The organism is Streptomyces sp. NPDC001858, from assembly GCF_053594615.1.
The window spans coordinates 262784-281764 of sequence record NZ_JBSFEV010000005.1 but is presented as its reverse complement, the minus strand read 5'-3'; the positions used below and the strand labels follow the sequence as shown (position 1 = coordinate 281764).

The following is an 18981-nucleotide window of genomic DNA, read 5'->3' as shown; positions in this document are numbered from 1 at the left end:
GCAGGGCCTGGACCGCGACCTCCAGCCGCTTGCCGCAGTCTCAGGGTTGATCCTACAATGGACTTTGTCCAAGTCAAGTTGGGCTCTAAAGTCACACTCGTTCGGGACCTGTTCCCGTCGACTGTTAGGCTGGGATCCATGAGTGACCTTCTGGGACGACTGCGCGGACGCGGTTGGCGAATGACCGCGCAGCGCCGCGTCGTGGCCGAGGTGCTCGACGGCGATCACGTCCATCTGACCGCCGACGAGGTGCACGCCAGGGCCGTCGTCCGGCTGCCGGAGATCTCCCGGGCGACCGTCTACAACACGCTCGGCGAGCTGGTCTCGCTCGGCGAGGTGCTCGAGGTCGCCACGGACAAGCGCGCCAAGCGGTACGACCCGAACGCGCACCGCCCGCACCACCACCTGGTGTGCGCCCAGTGCGGCGCGATCAAGGACGTGCACCCGAGCGGCAACCCGCTGGCGGACCTCCCCGACTCCGAGCGCTTCGGCTTCAAGGTCTCGGACGTCGAGGTCACCTACCGCGGGATCTGCCCGAACTGCGCCGCGGCCTGAGCGGCGACCGCACAGGCCCCCTCCGCACACCCGCCCCGGCACACGGGGTTCCCGAATCTGACGACCCGTCATATCGTCGGGAGCTGTGGGAGAGCCGTATCCGAAACTCAGCGCACGTGATCTGACGCGAACCTTCGGCCGGGGCCCGGGCGCGGTCGCCGCCCTCGGTCCCCTCGAACTGGCCGTCGCCCCCGGAGAGTTCACCTGCGTCGTCGGCCCCTCGGGCTGCGGCAAGTCGACCCTGCTGCGTATCGCGGCGGGGCTGCTGCGCCCGAGCACCGGCACGCTGGAGATCCGCACCGCCGACCCCCGCCCCGCAGCCATGATCTTCCAGGACTACGGCATCTACGACTGGAAGACCGTCCGCGCCAACGTCCGCTTCGGCCTGGACGTCCAGCGCGTCCCGCGCCGTGCGGCGACCGCCCGCGCCGACGACTGGCTGGCCCGGATGGGCCTCGCGGCCTTCGCGGACGCCTACCCGGCGACCCTCTCGGGCGGGATGCGCCAGAGGGTCGCGATCGCCCGCGCCCTGGCCGTCGAGCCCGAGATCCTGCTGATGGACGAGCCCTTCGCGGCCCTGGACGCCCAACTCCGCACGATCCTCCAGGACGAACTCCTCGACCTCACCCAGGCCACCCGCACGACCACCCTGTTCATCACCCACAGCCTGGAGGAGGCGATCGTCCTCGGCGACCGCGTCCTGGTGATGTCCGCCCGCCCGGGCCGGATCATCGCCGAACACCGCCCGCCCTTCCCGCGCCCGCGCACCGGGGACATCCGCTCGACCCCCGAGTTCACCGCCCTCAGGGACGAGCTGTGGGACCTGCTGCGCAGAGAGGCGGTGCTCGCGTGAGCACGCCGCTGAAGAAGGACACGGATCCCGACTCGAACTCGGACCTGGGCGGGCCGGTCCTGGTACGCCGCCCCGGCCCCGAGGAACTGCACCCCGTCCGCACGCACCGCCGCCGCCGGGCCCTGGAGCTCTCCCTGGCGCTCGCGGTCCCGCTGCTGCTGGTCCTGCTGTGGCAACTGGCGGCCGTCCGGGGCTGGATCGACGACCGCGTCTACCCGGCCCCGTCCACGATCCTCGCCGACGGCTGGGACCGGGCCGCGGCCGGCGAGCTGTGGCCGGACGTGTGGGCGACGCTGAAGCGCGTCCTGGGCGGCTATGCGATCGGCACGGCGGCGGGCTACGCCCTCGGCCTGCTGATGGGCTCCCTCTCCCTGGTCCGAGCGGCCCTGGAGCCCCTCCTGGACGCCCTGTACGTCGTCCCGAAACTGGCCCTCCTGCCGATCTTCCTGAACATGTTCGGCCTCGGCGAGGGCCCGCAGGTGGCCCTGGTGGCGACGACGGTCTTCTTCTTCGTTTGGATCTCGACGATGTCGGCGGTGCTGGCGATCCCCGCCGGCCACCGCGACGCGGGCCGCGTCTTCGGCGCCTCGCCGTGGCAGATGTTCCGCCACGTCCTGCTCCCCGCCTCGCTGCCCGCCGTCCTGGTGGGCGCGCGGATCGCGGCGGGCGTGGCGGTCCTGGTCATCGTCGCCTCGGAACAGATCGCTGCGGCGAACGGCCTCGGCCATCTGATCTTCGACTCGCGCGCCCTGTTCCAGAACGACGTCATGTTCGTCGGGATCGTCTGTGTGGCAGCGCTCGGAGTGGTCTTCTCCGAGCTGGTACGGATCGTGGGACGGCTGCTCACACCGTGGGCGCCGCGGGACCGGGGCCGGGGGCAGGCATGAGGAGACGTTTTCGCAGGCTGGGGCCGGCCGTACTGGTCACGGCCGCCCTGTTGGCATCGGCGGCCTGCTCGTCACCGCACCCGGACGACGACGCGAAAACGCGGTCGGACGCCCAGGGCACCACCCGGGCGATCCGCCCGGTGGACGGCTGCACCGCCGCCGCCCGGACGGACCCGGCCGACCTCTCCCCCACCCGTGCCCCCGCCCGCTGCCGGACGGGCTCCCCGGCCCCCTCGCCCCTGCCCGAGCGCCGCAGGCTCACCATCGCGACGGGCACCCTGAGCGCGGAGTACGTGGCCCCGCTCCAGGTCGCCCTCGACAAGGGCGAGTTCGCGCGGGAGGGCCTGGACGTCGCCCTGAAGGTGCTGCCCACGCCCGACGCGCTGCCCCTGCTGGCCAAGGGGGAGGTCGACGCCCTGTGGGCGGCCCCGGAGGCGGCGGTGATGAACGGCGTCAGGGGCGGCTTCGACATCCGCTGGGTCGCGGGCAACTTCTCCCCCGGCGCCGGCTCCAAGAGCGGCCTGTGGGTGCGTCTGAAGGACGGCGAGCAGGCCGCCGACGTCTCCATGGCGGACAGCAGACTCGGCACGATGATCGGCAAGGGCTCGGTGATCGCGTACCCCATGGAGAAGGCGCTGGAGGAGCACGGCGGCGCCCTGGACCGCATCCAGTACCAGCAGCTCGGCTCGGCGGACGTCCTGACCGCGCTCCAGAACGGCGGGGTGGACTCGGCCTGGCTCCTCGACCCGATCTGGCGCAAGGTCGACGGCGACCCCTCGTACGCCTTCCTCGGCGGCCAGCCGCAGGGCGAACCGCTGGGCGGCCTGCTCTACGGCCCGAGCCTGCTGAACGACGACGTGGCCGCGGGGGTGGCCCTGATCAGGGCGTACATCCGCACCGTGAACACCTACTTCGCGGCCGACTACAAGAAGGACGAGGCGTTCGTCACCTACCTCGCGAAGCTGCTGAAGATCGACGAGACGATCCTGAAGTCCACGCCCTCGCTCCGCATGGACTGGGAGATCCGCGCCGGCACTACGGACCGCCTCCAGGCCGCCTACCAGGCCCAGGGGGTCACCGACGGGGACCCGCTCCCGGAGTTGAGAACCGTGGACCGGCGGCTGTACGAGGAGGCGGTCGGCCGCAGCGGCTGAAATTCCCGAGCACGACCACGACCGAAGGACATACGACTGAGGGCCGGAATCCATGTTCTGGATTCCGGCCCTCGGCCTTCAGTAGCGGGGACAGGATTTGAACCTGCGACCTCTGGGTTATGAGCCCAGCGAGCTACCGAGCTGCTCCACCCCGCGGCGATGAATGCAACGTTACGTGAAGGGGGAGGACGAAGGCAAATCCATTAGACGGCCGCTCGTCTTCGCAGGTCAGAGGAGCTCATGCGGAGAGCTCTTCACGCAGTGCGTCCCGCAGCCGCGCCGCCCGTTCGGCGACTTCGCCCGGCCCGAGCGACACCGCCCGGTCCGCCCAGCGCTGTCCCTCCGCCAGCTCGCCGCGACGCGCGTAGACCAGGGCGAGCCGCAACGCCGCCCGCCCGTGCCCGGCGTCGGCCGCCCGGGTCCACCACACGGCGGCCTCGGGCTCGCTGCCCTCCCGCGCGAGCAGCAGCCCGAGGTTGAAGGCGCCGTTGCGCGATCCGGCCTCGGCGGCCGTCCGGTACCAGCGCGCCGCCTCCACGACGTCGCCGCGCGCCGCGGCCAGCATCCCGACCCGCACCTGGGCGCGGCGGTGCCCCTGCGTGGCCGCCCGCTCGTACCACTCCTCGCACTCGGTCTTCTCGTGCACGATCTCCCCGAGCTCGTGCGCCGGCTGCTGCGGCCGGCGCGCGTCCAGCACGGCCGCCAGCCGGTAGGCCGCCTCCGCGCTCCCGCCGCCCGCGGCGCACCGCAGATGCCGTTCGGCCTCCTGCTCGTCGCCGTCCCGCAGCCGCGCGATGCCGACCTGCAGCGCGGCCTCGGTGTGCCCGGCGGCGGCCGCCCGCTCGTACCAGCGCAGCGCGACGGGCTCCTCGCCCCGCCCGGCGAACAGGATGCCGAGGTTGAACGCGGCGTCGACGCTGCCCGCCTCGGCCGCCTTGGAGAACCACGGTTCGGCGCCGGCCGTGTCGCCGCCCTGGAGCAGCAGGATGGCGAGCGCGTTGGCCGCCTCCCGGTGCCCGGCGTAGGCCGCGCGCCGGTACCACTGCTCGGCCTGCGCCGTGCGGCCCTGCTCGACGCAGAGCAGGGCGAGGTTGTAGGCGCCGTTGTCGTCGCCGGCGTCCATGGCGGCCCGGTACCACCGCTCGGCGGTCTGGGTCTGCCCGCGCTCGGCGTGCAGCGCGCCCAGTGCGTTCGCCGCGTTGCCGTCGCCCTCCTGGGCGGCCCGCAGCCACCAGATGGCGGCGTTCTCGGTGTCGCCGGCGTCGCGCAGCAGGAAGCCGAGTGCGCAGGCGGCGCGCGCCTCGCCGTCCTTGGCGGAGGTCAGGTACCAGCGCCCGGCCTCCTTCAGGTCGCCCCGCTTCTCCAGGATGGTGCCGAGGTGCAGGGCGGCCCGGCGGTGTCCGCGCGCGGCGGCCTGCCGGTACCACTGCTCGGCCTCGGCCCGCGCCACGATCCCGTTGTCATGGCCGTGCTCATCCCGGTCGCCGTCGGTGACGGTGCTCCGGCGCTCCCCGTTCTGCTCGTATTCCTTCTGGTCGAGGGCGCGGGCCAGCCGGTACGCCGCTTCCCGGTGCCCGCGTTCGGCGGCGGCCCGCATCCAGCGCTCGGCCCCGGCGTCGCCACGGTGTTCCAGCAGGTCGGCGAGGGCGTACGCGCCCAGCGCGTGCCCCTGTTCGGCGGACTGGCGCAGCCAGTACTCGGCGGCCGGTTCGTCTCCGCACTCGCGTCGGTGGCGGCCCAGCGCGTGCGCGGCCGCGGCGGAGCCGGCGACGGCGGCGACCCGCCACCAGCCGGCGGCGTCGTCGGGGTAGCCGCGCTGGTGGAGGAGGACGCCCAGGTTGTTGGCGGCGGCCCGGTCGCCCTCGGCGGTGGCGGCACGCAGGTGGGGCTCGGCGCCGTCGAGGTCGCCGCGGCGCAGCAGCATGGCCCCGAGGACGCTCATGGCCTCGGCGTCGCCGGCTTCCGCCGCGAGCCGCAGGCGCATCTCCTCGACGGCCTCACCCGTCTCGACGGCGTCCGCCGTCTCGTCCCGGCTCTCGTCCGGGGTCGCTTCCTCGCCGGAAGGCTGCACAAACCGCCCTGTCTCGAACAGAGTTGCCTTGTCCCCCATAACGTCCATCGTCGCACCACCCGCAACCCGGGTACACCTGGTATACCGCGGCCCGTAAGGTCACTTCAGCGTTTTGTCGACATGCCCACAGAGAGACAAGTCAAACACAGATCCCTCAACTCCCCACAGCGGCGCGGCCATCACGTGCCCCGGCACATGCGTTCGCACACCACGAAGGCCCGGATCCATTTCTGGATCCGGGCCTTCGTCTTCAGTAGCGGGGACAGGATTTGAACCTGCGACCTCTGGGTTATGAGCCCAGCGAGCTACCGAGCTGCTCCACCCCGCGTCGTGTTCCACAACCGTACCACGACGCGGGGCGGACATGATCAGCCGCTGCTCGGGCTGGGACTGGGGCTCGGACTCGCGCTGCTGCCGGCACCACTGCCGGAGCCGGCGCCGGAGGCGCCGCTCGGGCTCGCCGAGCCGGTCGGACTCGGTGTGCTGCTGGCCTTGGCGCCCTTGTCGGCCGCCGCCTGCGCGGCCTCGGCCCGCTTCAGCGCGGCCTCGAGATCCTTCTGCGCCTTGGCGTACGCGTCCCAGTCGGGCTTCTTCAGCGCCTCCTGGCCCGCGGTGAAGGCCTTCTGGGCGTCGGCGAGCGCCTCTCTGACCGTCGGGTTGGTGGACGTCGGCGGTGGCGTGACGCCGTCTCCCTCGTCAGCCGGCGGCGTGGTCGTGCTCTCCGCGCCGAAGACCTTGTTGAGGGCCTCGTCCAGGGTGTCCTCGAAGGCGGTGTTGCCTCCGTAGGTCACCAACACCTTCTTCAGCAGCGGGTACTTCAGTCCGCCACCGCGCACATAGACGGGCTCCACGTACAGCAGTCCGCCGTCCAACGGCACCGTCAGCAGGTTGCCGTACTCGATGTCGGAGTCGCCGCCCCTCAGGAGTCTGATGGACTCGGCGATCTCCTGTTCGGAGTTGAACTGGCTCTGCACCTGTTTGGGTCCGTCGACCGTCGTACTGGTCGGCAGTTTCAGCACTCTGATCTTGCCGTAGTCGGGAGTGCCCGCCTCGGAGTCGACCGCCATGAACGCACTGAGGTTGTCCCGGCCGTTGGGCGTGAACGTCGTCGTCAGCGAGAACGCCTGCGCCGCCTGGTCGGGCATCTTCATGCTCAGGTAGTACGGCGGCACCGCGTCGCCCGACTTGTTGGACGGGTCGTCCGGCACCTGCCACACCTCGCTGCCGCTGAGGAACGTCGTGGCGTCCTTCACGTGGTAGCGGGTGAGCAGCTCACGCTGGACCTTGAACAGGTCCTGCGGGTACCGGAGATGGGCCATCAGGTCGTTCGAGATCGACGACTTGGACTTCACCGTGCCGGGGAACGCCTTCATCCAGGTCTTCAGGACCGGGTCCTTGGTGTCCCACTGGTAGAGCTTGACCTCGCCCGTGTACGCGTCGACGGTCGCCTTCACCGAGTTGCGGATGTAGTTGACCTGGTTCTGCTGGGCCACCACCGCGCGGTTGTCGTTCGTCGCGGTCAGCGAGTCGGCCGTCGTGTCGCCCAGCGTCGTACGCGAGGCGTACGGGTAGCCGTTCGTCGTCGTGTACGCGTCGACGATCCACTGGATCTTGTTGCCGACCACGGCCGGATAGGCGTCGCCGTCGATGGTCAGCCACGGGGCGACCGCCTCGACGCGCTCCTTCGGCGTGCGGTTGTACAGGATCCGCGAACCGTCGCCGATGGCGCCGGAGTACATGATCTGCGGCTCCCCGAACGCCACCGCGTACGCGGCCCGGTTGATCGGGTTGGAGAGGTTGACCCCGCTCTTGCCGGTGTAGCTGGTGGTCTTCTCACCCTGGTCGTCGGAGTAGTCGATCTCCTTCTGGGGACCGCCGACGATCGAGTACGTGGTCGTCTTCTCCCCGTAGTAGACCCGCTGCTCGTACGTGCCGAGCTCGCCCACGGAGGGCAGGTTGGACTCGGTGAAGAGCGGCCGGCCCTCGGAGTCGGAGGTGGTGCCGTTGGCGGCGACCACGCCGTAGCCGTGGGTGTAGCGGAAGTGGTTGTTGATCCAGTTCTGCTTGTCCACGCCCGCGAGGTTCAGCTCGCGCAGACCGATGACCGTGTCCTCGTCCGTGCCCTTGATGTTGTAGCGGTCCACATCGAGGTTGGTCGGGAAGGCGTAGTACTTCCGCATCTGCTGGAGCTGCTGGAAGGTCGGGGACACGATGTTCGGGTCCAGGACCCGGATGCTCGCGGCGGCGTCGGCGTCGTCGCGCAGCTTCGTCTTGTCCTTGGTGGTGCTGGTGCCCGAGTACTCGGTGACCTGCGCGCCGTCGATCCCGTACGCCTCGCGCGTCGCCTTGAGGTTCTTCTCGACGTACGGGGCTTCCTTGGCCTGCTCGTTCGGCTGGACCTGGAACTTCTGGACGATCGCCGGGTACAGCCCGCCGATGAGGATCGCCGAGAGCACCATCAGGCCGAAGCCGATCACCGGCAGCTGCCAGGTGCGCCGCCACAGGGTGGCGAAGAACAGCAGCGCGCAGATGACGGCGATGCAGAACAGGATCGTCTTGGCCGGCAGGTAGGCGTTGGCGTCGACGTACCTCAGGCCCGTCCAGTTGTCCGTCGCCTTGAAGTCGCTGGACTTCACCGCCAGTCCGTAGCGGTCGAGCCAGTAGGCGACCGCCTTCAGCGTGACGAAGATGCCCAGCAGCACCGACAGGTGCCCGGTGGCCGCGGCCGTGGCGCGCGCGCCCGGGCTGGTGACCCGCAGTCCGCCGTACAGGTAGTGGGTGAGCGCGGCGGCGATCAGGGCGAGGATCGTGGCGGCGAAGCCGAAGCCGAGCAGGAACCGGTACCAGGGCAGGTCGAAGGCGAAGAAGGACACGTCGAGGTGGAACTGCGGGTCCTTCTGCCCGAAGGACACCCCGTTGACCCACATCAGCCACGTCCGCCACTGGCCCGCCGCCGAGGCGCCGGCGATGAGGCCGACCAGGGAGGTGATGCCGAGCAGCAGCCACGTCTTGTAGGGCGCGATGCCCATGCGGTAGCGGTCCAGGCTCTGCTGTTCCACCGACATCGCGCTCAGCGGCGGCCGCAGCCGGTGGGCCAGCCAGATGTTGAAGCCGACCGCGATGGCCATCAGCAGGCCGAAGACGAAGAACAGCCCGATCTTCGTCCACAGCGTGGTGGTGAAGACCGACGAGTAGTTCACCGAGCGGTACCAGAGCCAGTCCGTCCAGAACCCGGCGAACATGGTGAACGCCATGCCGAGAACGGCAAGGACGCCCAGTGTCATGAGCAGGGTCCGGACGCGCCGGGACGGGCGGCCCACTCTCATCCGCGGCCCTGTCGGGCCTCCGCCGCGGTCCGGCATCTGGAAAGCCAAGGTGCGCACCTCGAAGTCGAAATTGATCCGTCAGGCCCGCGTGTTCGTGGACCGTTCGTGGCCCCCCGTGATCGCGAGCCCACATCTATGCAACTTACTCACCCTTTACTCGGTTCCCGATTCCGGCCAGGAACGAGAGAGGATTGTGACCATGTCCAACACTCCCATGGCGGCGAGCCCGCTCACCCGGGCCGTACTCGAGATCGACGAGTACGCCTCCGGCCTCGGCTGGGACCAGCCCGCCCGCCTTTTCGCCCTCGTAGACACCGCTCGGCTGCGAGCCCAGGAACCGTCGCTCGCCGCCCAGCTCGGCCTTCAGGACGAGCCCGCAACCACCGGTCTCACCCCGATCGAGCAGGACGAAGTGCCAACGGACAAGCCGCTCGACGAGTTCCTGGCCACGATCGCCTGGCCCGACGCGGTGGTCGGCTGCGCCCTCACCGTGGAGCGGCTGATGCTGCCCCCGTCCGCGGAGGCCCAGGTCCCGCAGGGGCTGAGCGGGGCGAAGCTCACGAAGTGGGTGGCGGACCACCCCGACCGTCAGGAGGTCCGGATGACGGTCGGCGTGCTGCGCGACGGCACCCGCGACTCGGCGCTCCGGCTGCGCGAGAAGGACGCCCCGACGGAGGTCCTCACGGGCGCGGGCCTGGTGCCGGGCCTCGCCGAGGCGCTGTCGGCGACCTTCGCGGAGTAGCCCCCCCGGAAGGTTCGCGCGGTGGCCGGCCGGGTCAGCCGGCTACTTCGTGCACTTCGGCAGGTCGGCGGTGTCGCCGCTGCGGATGTCCTTGAGGGCGGTGAGGGCGTCGTCGATGGTGTCCACCTTGACGAGCCTGAGCCCCGAGGGGGTGTCCTTGGCGGCGGCCGCGCAGTTGTCGGCGGGCGTCAGGAAGTACTGGGCGCCCTGGCTGCGCGCGCCGACGGTCTTCAGCTCGATGCCGCCGATCGGCCCGACCTTGCCGGCGTCGTCGATGGTCCCGGTGCCGGCGACGAACTTGCCGCCCGTGAGGCTGCCCGGGGTGAGCTTGTCGTAGATGCCGAGCGAGAACATCAGACCGGCGCTGGGCCCGCCGACGTCGGCGAGCTTGATGTCGATGGTGAACGGGAACGCATGGTCGGTCCCGGCCGAGATCCCGACGATGGCCCGCTTCTCGCCGGTGTCGTCGGAGCTCGCGGTGGTGATGGTGACGTCCTGGGTCTTGGTCGCCGTCTTGTTCGCCTTCTCGGCGGCCGCCTGCTCCTTGGCCGGCACGATCGTGAAGACGACGTTCTCCCCCGCCTTGTGCTTCGTCACCAGCTTCGCGACGTCGCCCGGCTCCTTCACCGCGGTGCCGTCCACGGCCTTGATCACATCACCGGCGTGCAGCTTGCCCTCGGCCGGGGAGCCCTTCACCACGGTCGAGACGATCACCGAGGAGGTCACCGGGATGTCCAGCTCGTTCAGGGCGGCGACCTTGGCGCTCTCCTGGGACTGGCTGAACTCCTCGGCGTTCTCCTGGGTGGACTGCTCCTCGGTCTTGCCGTCCGGGTAGAGCGTGTCGTGCGGCACGACCTTGTTGTCGTGCGCGAGCCATCCGTAGACGGCCTCGACCAGGTTCATCCGGTAGTCGGCGCTGGTGACGCGCACGGTGGTCATGTTCAGGTTGCCGCTGGTCGCGTAGGTCTTGCGCCCGGAGATCTGCAGCACCGGCTCGCCGTCGTGGTCGCCGAGCGTGTTCACCGTCGGCCCCGGGGACATCTCCGCATACGGCACGGGGATGAGTACGCCCGCGCACAGGAGCGCGATCAGCATCAGGGTGGAGGCGAGCATCGTCGCGGTGCGGCGTGGCATGACTCGACATTACGTGACCCGTCTGTCAGCGCACCGTCAGGGCTGCCACCCGGGTCAGGTATGCGAGTGGGGCTTCTCCATGGCCGCGCGGAAGCGCGCGTATCCGTCCAGCTCAGGGCCGTCGCTGCGGGCCTTGCGGGTGCGGTTGGCCCAACTGCCCCACAGGCCCGCGCCGATCCCGGTGGCAAGCGGAATCAACAACCAGGCGAGCGCAGCCATGCCGACCTCCCAACCCCGATGAGCTACCGCAACTGACTGATCAGCAGATTAACCATCCGCACTGACAACGCTCACGGCAGGGGTCCGGTTACGCAACCGGACGGGTGGTCCCGGGAGCGTGACCGGAAGGGGTCAGCAGGCGCCGACCCACTCCTCGGTGCCGTCCGAGAACGTCTGGTGCTTCCAGATGGGCACCTCGTGCTTGAGGTCGTCGATCAGCTTCCGGCAGGCCTCGAAGGCCTCCCCGCGATGCGGGCAGGAGACGGCGACGACAACGGCCAGGTCGCCGACGCGCAGGTCTCCCACGCGGTGCACGGCCGCGAGCGCGCGCACGGGGAAGTCCGCGACGGCCTTCTCCGCGATCCGCCGCATCTCCGCCTCGGCACTGGGGTGGCAGGAGTAGCCGAGCGCGTCGACGTCGGCGCCCCCGTCGTGGTTGCGCACGGTGCCCACGAACAGCGCCGTCCCGCCGGCCGCGTCGTCTCCGACGGCGCGGAACACCTCGTCCAGGGAGAGCGCGGTCTCGCGCACGGCGATCAGCTTGACGGGATCCTGCGCCGCCTGCTCGCCGGGGTGGTCATTGGTGGCTGCCATGCCCCCATCGTGCCGCACCGCCGAGACCACGGGGAACAGCGTCGTCGTCCGGTACACGCGTGTGCCGCTTCGGAGCGACCTCCGAAGCCGGCCCGTCCGGGGCTTCCCGGCGGGCGGGAAGCCCCCGTGCTCACCGCCGCCGGGCCTTCCGGGCCCTGCGCACCACGGCCGCCGCACCCAGCAGGGCCACCGTCGCGCCTGCCGCGCCCGCGGCGGTCGCGTCCTTGCGGCCCAGCCGCCGGCCGACGACGGTGTGCCGCCCGGACACCTCCTCCAGCAGCTCCGCGAGGACCTCCTCGTTGGTCCACTGCGGCCGCCATCCCGCGTCGTGCAGCCGGCTCCCGCTCACCACCCAGGGGTGCATCGTGTACGCCAGGTCGCCCGCCGGAGACGGCGTGAGACCGATCCGGTGCAGCCGGGCGGCGGCGCCGAGCGCGACCGCCGACGGCAGCTCCATCCGCCGGATCCCGCTGAGCTCCTCGACCTCCTCCTGCTCCAGCCACCCGTCGCACCCGACGGCCAGCTCTCCGTCGACCTTCTCCAGGACGGCGTACTCCAGGGCGCCCACCAGGTCCTCGACGTGGCAGAACTGCCAGGCCGGCCGCGAACCGGCGACGACCAGCAGCCGCGGGGACTCGAAGTACCGGGTCAGCGCGGTGTCGGTGCCGCCGACCAGGATCGCGGGCCGCACCACGGTGACATTGAGCCCCGGATGCGCCCGGGGTGCGCGCCGCGCGAGCCGTTCGATCTCCAGGAGGTCGCCGACGCCGGTCGCCTCGGCCGTCGCGCGCAGCTCGGCGTCCTCCGCGAGCGGCAGCTCGTTGTCCTCCAGCGCCCCGTAGACCATCGCGGAGGTGCACAGCACGACGCGGTGCACCCCGGCCGCCGCGGCGGCCGTCAGCACGGTCTGCGTTCCGCGCACGTTGTAGGCCGTCCGGGCGGCGGCGTCACTCCCCAGGTCGAGGTCGAGGGCGAGGTGGACGACGACGTCCGCCCCGCGCAGCTTCTCGGCGATCGCCGGGTCACGGACGTCGAGGATGTGCCACTGCGCCGCGTCGCACTCGCCTCGCCGCTCGTCGATGGCGACGACCTGCTTGACCTCCTCCGATGCGGCGAGCCGCTCCGTGAGCAGCGCGCCGACCCCGGTCGCGGCACCGGTCACGGCGACGACGGGCCCGCGCGCACCGCCCGGGCTCGAGTGGTTTCGCGCTGCGCGAACCTGCGGATCTGGGGAACTCACCAGGTGTCTCCAGCGGTTGTCTTGGCATACGGGCGTGAGTGACGCGTACGTACCAGGTGGCATCCATCCTGCCGCAGGCCAGGAGTCGGCGAAGCACCGAGGCCCGATCGAGCCGGGGTGTCTACGCTGGGTGGTGTTGCAGGGCAGTCGCCGCCGGCCGATAACCGGTGGCCTTACCAGCCGAGGAATCCCGTGAGTGACACCCCATTCGGATTCGGCCTTCCGCCGGAGGAGCCGGAAGACGGCGACGAGGGCAAGAAGAAGGACCCGCAGAGCGGCGGTGGTCAGGGACCGGCCAACCCGTTCGGTTTCGGCGGGCTGCCCGGCGCCGGCGGCTTTGGCGGCCCCGGCGCGGACAATCCGCTCGCCGCGATGTTCGGTTCACTGAACCCCAACGACCTGGGGGCCGCGTTCCAGCAGCTGGGCCAGATGCTCTCCTACGAGGGCGGCCCGGTGAACTGGGACATGGCCAAGCAGATCGCCCGCCAGCAGGTCGCCCAGGGCACCTCCGACGGAGTGAAGGACGCGAGCGTCGGCCCCTCCGACGTCACCGCGGTCCAGGAGGCCGTCCGGCTGGCCGACCTGTGGCTGGACGACGCGACCTCCCTGCCGTCCGGCGCCGGCTCCGCGGTGGCGTGGTCCCGCGCGGAGTGGGTCGAGGCGACCCTGCCCGCGTGGAAGGAGCTCGTCGACCCGGTCGCCGAGCGCGTCGGCGCGGCCATGGGCGACGTCCTGCCGGAGGAGATGCAGGCCATGGCGGGCCCGCTGATCGGCATGATGCGGTCGATGGGCGGCGCGATGTTCGGTTCCCAGATCGGGCAGGCCGTGGGCGTGCTCGCGGGCGAGGTCGTCGGCTCGACCGACATCGGGCTGCCGCTCGGCCCGGCCGGGCGCGCGGCGCTGCTGCCGGTGAACATCGACGCCTTCGGCAAGGACCTCGGCGTGGCGAAGGAGGAGGTGCGGCTCTACCTCGCCCTGCGCGAGGCCGCCCACCAGCGTCTGTTCGCGCATGTGCCGTGGCTGCGCTCGCATCTGTTCGGTGCGGTCGAGGGCTACGCGCGCGGGATCAAGGTCGACACCGCCAAGCTGGAGGACGTGGTCGGCCAGTTCGACCCGCAGAACCCCGAGCAGCTGCAGGACGCGCTGCAGCAGGGCATGTTCCAGCCGGAGGACACCCCGGAGCAGAAGGCCGCCCTGGCCCGTCTGGAGACGGCCCTGGCGCTCGTCGAGGGCTGGGTGGACGCGGTGGTTCACGCGGCCGCGAAGCCGCGCCTGACGTCCGCGGACGCGCTGCGCGAGACGCTGCGCCGCCGCCGTGCCACGGGCGGTCCCGCGGAGCAGACGTTCGCGACGCTGATCGGTCTGGAGCTGCGCCCGCGCCGGCTGCGCGACGCCTCCCGGCTGTGGGCCTCGCTGACGGACGCGCGCGGGGTCGACGGCCGGGACGCGCTGTGGGCCCACCCGGACATGCTGCCCACGGCGTCCGACCTGGACGACCCGGACGGCTTCGTGCACCGCGAGCAGCTGGACTTCTCCGAGCTGGACAAGATGCTCGGCGAGGCGGCGAGCGGCGGCGGCCACACCGAGAAGCCGAATCTGAAGAAGGACGACGAGAACGACTCCAGGGGCGACGACACCGAGTGAGCCTGTACGACGACGCGGTCCTCGTCCTGAAGGGGTACGAGGGCCAGGAAGAGCTGCGCCAGAGCTACCTGGACCATCTCGCGGCGCATCCGGACGGCATGCGGAAGGCCTGCGGGGACGGCCACCTGACGGCGAGCGCGCTGGTGATCGACCCGGAGCAGGGGCGGGTGCTGCTCACGCTCCACAAGAAGCTGCGGATGTGGCTGCAGACGGGCGGCCACTGCGAGCCGACCGACGCGACGCTGGCGGCGGCGGCCCTGCGGGAGGGGACCGAGGAGTCGGGCGTCCCGGGGCTGACGCTGCTGCCCGGAGGCCCGGTCCGGCTCGACCGGCATCTCACGCCCTGTGCCTGGCACTACGACGTCCAGTACGCGGCGCTCGCTCCGGCCGGGGCGGTGGAGGCGATCAGCGAGGAGTCCCTCGACCTGCGCTGGTTCGCCTACGACGAGGTGGCGGGCGTGGCCGACGGGTCGGTCGTGCGGCTGCTGGAGGCGACCCGCGCGCGGCTGTGAGCCGCGACGGGCCATGACGGGCCGCAACGGCCGCAAGGGGCCGAAACGGGTAAGGGGCGACCCATCAGGTGATCGCCCCTTACGTCTGCTCTGCGGCGGGTCAGCTCCAGACGTTGCCCTGGTTCTGTCCGCGCGCCCCCTGCTGCCCGACGCCGTACTGGGCGGCCAGGCCGGAGCCGATCTGGGCGTTCTGCGGCGGCAGCAGCTCGCTGGGCTGCACGAGCGCGTAGCCGCTGCCCATGAAGCTCAGCTCCCAGCCCTCACCGGTGTTGCCGCGCCGGCGCCACACCCCGGAGGTGTGCGTCTGGGCCTGCATCTGCACCCGCAGCCCGGTCGACCAGGCGACGATGGCGTCGGCGTCGCAGTTGACGTACTTGTCGGGCGTGACCTGCATCATCAGGGGCGCGCCGGAGGTCATCAGCGCGACCTTGCCGCGGCCGGTGATGTTGAGCTGGTACTTCCCCGAGCCGGAGATGCCGTAGAGGCTGTCGACGGCGATGACCTCGTGGTGCAGCGCGGAGTCCATGGCCAGCACGTAGCTGCTGTCCACGGTCAGGCCGTCCTGCTCGACCTCCACCACGTGGACGTGCTGGGCGAGGTTGGCGAGGTAGACCGTGCCCTGCCCGTGGCAGCGCATCAGGTCCAGGCCCTCGCCGGTGTGCGCACGCGCGCGTCCCTGGTTGTTGCTCTGGTACTCGGCGTCGAACTCCATCAGGCCCTGGTAGGCGACCATCGTGCCCTTGCGGGCGAGGATGTCGTCGTGGCCCTCCAGGGTGACCCGGAGCATCTGCTTGTTCTGCAGACTCCAGCGTTCCCGGGTCTGCGAGTCGTTGTGTGCGAAAAGTGGGCTCTGCATGGCGTTTCTGGCTCCCCCTCAGCCCCGGACCCGGAGGCGGTCGGTGCTGTCCTCACTGGGCTGGACGACGACGATGCCCTGGCCGGAGAAGGCCATCTGGTAGGCCTCGCCGCTGCCCCGGCCGATGAGCGACTGCGCCTTGAAGCTGCGCTTGCCCTTCACCTTGAGGTTCGGGGACCAGGCGACGAGCGCGTCGGGGTCGACGTAGGTCTCGTCCTCGCCGCCGCCGCAGTCGACGACGATCGGCTTGCCGCGCGAGGTCAGCGCGACCCAGCCCTGCCCGGAGATCTTGGTGTTCCACAGGCCCTGGCCGGCGAACTTCGCGAGCCCCTTGACGCGCTCGACGCCCCAGGTGAGGTGCGCGTCGAAGGCGAGCAGGTTGGTGGCGTTGACGGAGATGCCGTCGCCGTTGAGCTGGATGACGACGACGTTCGCCCCGTAGTCGGCGAGATAGAGCAGGCCGTCGCCGGTGCACTTCATGAGGGGCGCGCCCTCGCCGGTCATCCAGTCCTTGGCGATCTGGCGGACGGCCGGCGGGTTGGGCTCGTACTGGACGAAGCCCTCGTAGGCGACCATCGAGCCCACGCGCGCGAAGAGGTCGTTCCCGGTCTGCATGGCGACCTTCAGCATGTGGTTGCCGTGGTTCTCCATGCGCGCGGTGACGGGTGCGGGAGCGTAGCCCGCGAGCGGCTGGTTCATGACGGGCTCCCTCAGACCTCGTACGGCTGGACGACGATGAAGTTGCCGGGAGCTCCCCGGAACTGGAGGTTGACGCTCTCTCCGGTGTCGCCCGGGTAGGCGTTGCGGCGCATCCGCACCTGGCTGGAGACGACCACCTGGGAGGCGGCCGACCAGGCGACGACGGCGTTGCAGTCGGCGAACGTGGTGGGCGTGACCGGCAGGACGACGGGCGTGCCGTGCGTCTTCACGACGATCGTGCCGGTGCCCTGGAACTGCATCGTGAACAGCGCGCCGCCGGGGATCCCGTGCCCTTCGACGCGGCGGACCTCGTACTGGAGGCTCTCGTCGAAGGCGAGGACGTTCTCGGCGGAGACGCAGATCGCGTCGCCCTGGAGTTCGATGGGGTGCAGCTGGGTGGAGTTCTCGGCGAGGAACACCTGCCCCTGGCCGGTGCAGCGCATCAGCTGCATCTCCTGGCCGGTCGCGTTGCCGACGATCCGGCCGGCGAATCCGGCGCCCTTGTAGCCGAAGTCGACCTTGCCCTGGTAGAGGACCATGCTGCCCTGGCGGGCGAGCACGGGCTGGCCGCCGATGGCGAGGTCGACGCGGATCATCTTCTTGGTCTGCGGCGTCCAGCGCTGCCCGGTGGGCGTCTCCTTGAACTGCTGGAGCGCGGCGGTCACACCCGCGCCGCCCTGGGGCGAGCCCTGCGGCACGCCGTACGCCTGCTGCCCCGGGACCTGCCCGAACGGCGGCTGCTGTCCGTAGCCGGGCGGCGGGGTCGGCTGGCCGTAGCCGGGCGGGGCCTGCGGCGCCTGGGGCTGCTGGCCGTAGCCGGGAGGCATCGGCGCGGTCGGCGCGGGGCCCTGACCGTACGGCGGCTGCTGGGGCGGCTGGCCGTACGGAGCCGGGGCGGGGGGCGGCAGCTGGCCGCCGCCGGGCGGGGTCAGCGGCGCGACGATGGTCGGCGCGGCGTGCATCGACGGTGCGGGGGCCGGGGTGTGCGGCGCAGGCGCCGCGGGCGGGGGCGCGAAGCCCTGCGCGGCGGGCTGGGGCTGCTGCGGCGCGGGCGCCGGGGCGGGGGCGGACGGTGCGCCGAAGGCGGGCGGGGCGAAGCCGGGAACCGGCCCGGCCTGCGGCTGTGGCTCCGGGGCGGCGGGCGCCTCCTCCTCCGCGACCTCGCCGCCGAAGTTCTTCAGCAGCGCGTCCAGTCCGCCGTCGAAGCCCTGTCCGACGGCCGCGAACCGCCACACGTCCTTGAAGTAGAAGTCGCCCAGCATCACGGCCCGCTCGGTGGTGAACTCCGAGCCGTTGAACGCGTAGCGGGCCACTTCCTCGCCGCCGGCGACGATACGGATGTATCCGGGGCCGATCTGCGACATCTGTCCGGCGCCGTCGAGGGTCGCCGTGAAGGACAGCTTGCGGATCTGCTGCGGGATCCGGTCCAGAGTGATCCGGAAGGACTCCGTGTCTCCCGCCTGGGCGCCCAGGAGCTGGATGGACTCCTCGGGGGACTTCGGCTGGTTGAAGAAGACGAAGTACCGGTCGTCCGAGAGCCGCTCGTCGGCGTCGAGGCCGAAGCAGCTGATGTCGAAGGTCAGGCCGGGAGCGGTGATCTGCACGCCTACGTACAGATCGGTGCCCGCGGTGAGGTCACTGATCCTGGCCTTGTGGCCGCGCTGGAATTCCCTGGGCATGCGTAACGACCGTCCCCCATCCCGATGTGTGAGTGCGTCGCGTCAGGCTAACGGCAAAGTCCGACAACGGACGATGTCGGTACAGACCCGGTACACAACCCGCGTCACGTGACACCGGACGGGTTCGCTCCGCGCGCGCGGGCAGGTCACTCCCCGCCCGCGGCGGGCGGTTGGGGCAGCCGTTCGGCGGCGACGACGCCCTCGAGGTAGCCGCGGGCGCGTTCGGTGCGCGGGTACGACTCCAGGAGCCGCCAGAAGTCGGGGCCGTGGCCGGGCACGAGCAGATGCGCGAGCTCGTGGGCGAGGACGTAGTCGATGACGTACTCGGGCATGCCCTTGAGGCGGTGCGACAGACGGATGCTGCCCTCGGCCGGTGTGCACGAGCCCCAGCGGGTGTTCTGGTTGGTCACCCAGCGGACCGAGCTGGGCCGGGCCCGGCCGCCGAAGCACTGGGCGGACAGCCGCTCCGCGCGCTCGGCCAACTCGGCGTCGCCGGGCACCCGCCGGCTCTCCTGGGCGGCGAGCTTGTCGAGCATGACGCTCACCCAGCGTTGCTCCTCGGCCTCGGACATCCGGGCAGGGATGAGCACGATGGTGCGATCGCCCTCGCGGTACGCGGAGACCGTCCGACGTCGACGGGCGCTTCTGCGGACCTCGATCGCGCTCGCCCCCGAGCCGCTCGGCGGCTGGCTCGTCGCGCTGCGCTGTGGGCTTCCGGCGCGGTGCAGTGGGTCGGCGGACACGCCCCGACGTTACCCGCTGCACACGCGGGAAGTCCCGACTCCGGGACGGTTCGCTTCCGATCTTCTCCGCCGC

The 18981-nt window shown here is 71.2% G+C and carries 17 protein-coding genes and 2 tRNA genes; 7 read left to right on the top strand and 12 right to left on the bottom strand.

Annotated features, from left to right (window positions below; all coding sequences use genetic code 11):
* Positions 1–138 precede the first annotated feature (138 nt).
* The 4 genes from ACWCPF_RS09910 to ACWCPF_RS09895 all read left to right on the top strand — a co-directional run bounded on the left by ACWCPF_RS09910 (position 139) and on the right by ACWCPF_RS09895 (position 3449).
* Complete coding sequence (locus ACWCPF_RS09910; protein ID WP_363166974.1) at positions 139–555, top strand: Fur family transcriptional regulator; 417 nt, start codon at positions 139–141, stop codon at positions 553–555.
* Positions 556–640: 85 nt separating this feature from the next.
* Positions 641–1408 carry an ABC transporter ATP-binding protein gene (locus tag ACWCPF_RS09905; protein WP_451044469.1) on the top strand — a complete coding sequence of 256 codons (768 nt, stop codon included), beginning with the start codon at positions 641–643 and terminating at the stop codon, positions 1406–1408.
* Between the two features lie 44 nt (positions 1409–1452).
* Positions 1453–2295, top strand: a complete 843-nt coding sequence (locus ACWCPF_RS09900; protein WP_451044584.1) for an ABC transporter permease — start codon at positions 1453–1455, stop codon at positions 2293–2295.
* Positions 2292–3449, top strand: coding sequence for an ABC transporter substrate-binding protein (locus tag ACWCPF_RS09895; RefSeq protein WP_451044468.1), 1158 nt, complete (start codon positions 2292–2294; stop codon positions 3447–3449). Before ACWCPF_RS09900 ends, ACWCPF_RS09895 begins: the two co-directional genes overlap by 4 nt.
* An 82-nt stretch (positions 3450–3531) precedes the next feature.
* Here ACWCPF_RS09895 and ACWCPF_RS09890 read toward each other — a convergent pair.
* From ACWCPF_RS09890 to ACWCPF_RS09875, 4 genes are all read right to left on the bottom strand, one after another.
* Positions 3532–3605: transfer RNA gene (locus ACWCPF_RS09890), tRNA-Met, on the bottom strand.
* An 82-nt stretch (positions 3606–3687) separates the two neighbouring features.
* Positions 3688–5568: a tetratricopeptide repeat protein gene (locus tag ACWCPF_RS09885; protein WP_451044467.1), complete on the bottom strand. Its 1881-nt coding sequence runs from the start codon at positions 5566–5568 to the stop codon at positions 3688–3690.
* Between the two features lie 206 nt (positions 5569–5774).
* Positions 5775–5848: transfer RNA gene (locus tag ACWCPF_RS09880), tRNA-Met, on the bottom strand.
* 40 nt (positions 5849–5888) lie between these two features.
* Positions 5889–8882 carry a UPF0182 family membrane protein gene (locus ACWCPF_RS09875; RefSeq protein WP_451044583.1) on the bottom strand — a complete coding sequence of 998 codons (2994 nt, stop codon included), beginning with the start codon at positions 8880–8882 and terminating at the stop codon, positions 5889–5891.
* 163 nt (positions 8883–9045) lie between these two features.
* On the opposite strand from ACWCPF_RS09875, the gene ACWCPF_RS09870 reads away from it, so the two are divergent.
* A complete protein-coding gene (locus ACWCPF_RS09870) occupies positions 9046–9588 on the top strand; it encodes a PPA1309 family protein (protein ID WP_450948909.1) in 543 nt (180 codons plus the stop codon).
* A 42-nt stretch (positions 9589–9630) separates the two neighbouring features.
* Here the strand turns inward: ACWCPF_RS09870 and ACWCPF_RS09865 are convergent, their stop codons facing one another.
* The 4 genes from ACWCPF_RS09865 to ACWCPF_RS09850 all read right to left on the bottom strand — a co-directional run bounded on the left by ACWCPF_RS09865 (position 9631) and on the right by ACWCPF_RS09850 (position 12775).
* On the bottom strand, positions 9631–10722 hold the full coding sequence (locus tag ACWCPF_RS09865) for a YlbL family protein (RefSeq protein ID WP_451044466.1): 1092 nt from the start codon (positions 10720–10722) through the stop codon (positions 9631–9633).
* A 54-nt stretch (positions 10723–10776) separates the two neighbouring features.
* Positions 10777–10941: a hypothetical protein gene (locus tag ACWCPF_RS09860; RefSeq protein ID WP_358801141.1), complete on the bottom strand. Its 165-nt coding sequence runs from the start codon at positions 10939–10941 to the stop codon at positions 10777–10779.
* 132 nt (positions 10942–11073) lie between these two features.
* Positions 11074–11535, bottom strand: a complete 462-nt coding sequence (locus tag ACWCPF_RS09855; protein ID WP_451044465.1) for a molybdenum cofactor biosynthesis protein MoaE — start codon at positions 11533–11535, stop codon at positions 11074–11076.
* A gap of 130 nt (positions 11536–11665) precedes the next feature.
* Positions 11666–12775 carry an SDR family oxidoreductase gene (locus ACWCPF_RS09850; protein ID WP_451044464.1) on the bottom strand — a complete coding sequence of 370 codons (1110 nt, stop codon included), beginning with the start codon at positions 12773–12775 and terminating at the stop codon, positions 11666–11668.
* A gap of 192 nt (positions 12776–12967) precedes the next feature.
* Here ACWCPF_RS09850 and ACWCPF_RS09845 point away from each other — a divergent pair, with 192 nt between their 5' ends.
* Both ACWCPF_RS09845 and ACWCPF_RS09840 read left to right on the top strand, forming a co-directional pair.
* Positions 12968–14419, top strand: a complete 1452-nt coding sequence (locus ACWCPF_RS09845; RefSeq protein ID WP_451044463.1) for a zinc-dependent metalloprotease — start codon at positions 12968–12970, stop codon at positions 14417–14419.
* Positions 14416–14931, top strand: a complete 516-nt coding sequence (locus ACWCPF_RS09840; RefSeq protein ID WP_451044462.1) for an NUDIX hydrolase — start codon at positions 14416–14418, stop codon at positions 14929–14931. The genes ACWCPF_RS09845 and ACWCPF_RS09840 overlap by 4 nt, the downstream gene beginning before the upstream one ends.
* Positions 14932–15031: 100 nt before the next feature.
* Here the strand turns inward: ACWCPF_RS09840 and ACWCPF_RS09835 are convergent, their stop codons facing one another.
* From ACWCPF_RS09835 to ACWCPF_RS09820, 4 genes are all read right to left on the bottom strand, one after another.
* Entirely contained in the window at positions 15032–15787 is a 756-nt protein-coding gene (locus tag ACWCPF_RS09835) for an AIM24 family protein (RefSeq protein WP_451044461.1), read from the bottom strand.
* A gap of 18 nt (positions 15788–15805) precedes the next feature.
* Entirely contained in the window at positions 15806–16486 is a 681-nt protein-coding gene (locus ACWCPF_RS09830) for an AIM24 family protein (RefSeq protein WP_451044460.1), read from the bottom strand.
* An 11-nt stretch (positions 16487–16497) separates the two neighbouring features.
* The gene (locus ACWCPF_RS09825) at positions 16498–18165 is read right to left on the bottom strand and encodes a TerD family protein (RefSeq protein ID WP_451044459.1); all 1668 of its coding nucleotides are present in this window, start codon (positions 18163–18165) and stop codon (positions 16498–16500) included.
* Positions 18166–18311: 146 nt separating this feature from the next.
* A complete protein-coding gene (locus ACWCPF_RS09820; protein WP_451044458.1) occupies positions 18312–18908 on the bottom strand; it encodes a M48 metallopeptidase family protein in 597 nt (198 codons plus the stop codon).
* Between the last annotated feature and the right edge of the window lie 73 nt (positions 18909–18981).

Excerpts from the sequence above, each read along its gene's own strand:
- ACWCPF_RS09895 (WP_451044468.1), top strand. The coding sequence starts at position 2,292 with ATGAGGAGACGTTTTCGCAGGCTGGGGCCGGCCGTACTGGTCACGGCC.
- ACWCPF_RS09870 (WP_450948909.1), top strand. The coding sequence starts at position 9,046 with ATGTCCAACACTCCCATGGCGGCGAGCCCGCTCACCCGGGCCGTACTC.
- ACWCPF_RS09875 (WP_451044583.1), bottom strand. The coding sequence starts at position 8,882 with ATGCCGGACCGCGGCGGAGGCCCGACAGGGCCGCGGATGAGAGTGGGC.
- ACWCPF_RS09855 (WP_451044465.1), bottom strand. The coding sequence starts at position 11,535 with ATGGCAGCCACCAATGACCACCCCGGCGAGCAGGCGGCGCAGGATCCC.
- ACWCPF_RS09865 (WP_451044466.1), bottom strand. The coding sequence starts at position 10,722 with ATGCCACGCCGCACCGCGACGATGCTCGCCTCCACCCTGATGCTGATC.
- ACWCPF_RS09835 (WP_451044461.1), bottom strand. The coding sequence starts at position 15,787 with ATGCAGAGCCCACTTTTCGCACACAACGACTCGCAGACCCGGGAACGC.
- ACWCPF_RS09885 (WP_451044467.1), bottom strand. The coding sequence starts at position 5,568 with ATGGACGTTATGGGGGACAAGGCAACTCTGTTCGAGACAGGGCGGTTT.
- ACWCPF_RS09910 (WP_363166974.1), top strand. The coding sequence starts at position 139 with ATGAGTGACCTTCTGGGACGACTGCGCGGACGCGGTTGGCGAATGACC.
- ACWCPF_RS09825 (WP_451044459.1), bottom strand. The coding sequence starts at position 18,165 with ATGCCCAGGGAATTCCAGCGCGGCCACAAGGCCAGGATCAGTGACCTC.
- ACWCPF_RS09860 (WP_358801141.1), bottom strand. The coding sequence starts at position 10,941 with ATGGCTGCGCTCGCCTGGTTGTTGATTCCGCTTGCCACCGGGATCGGC.
- ACWCPF_RS09830 (WP_451044460.1), bottom strand. The coding sequence starts at position 16,486 with ATGAACCAGCCGCTCGCGGGCTACGCTCCCGCACCCGTCACCGCGCGC.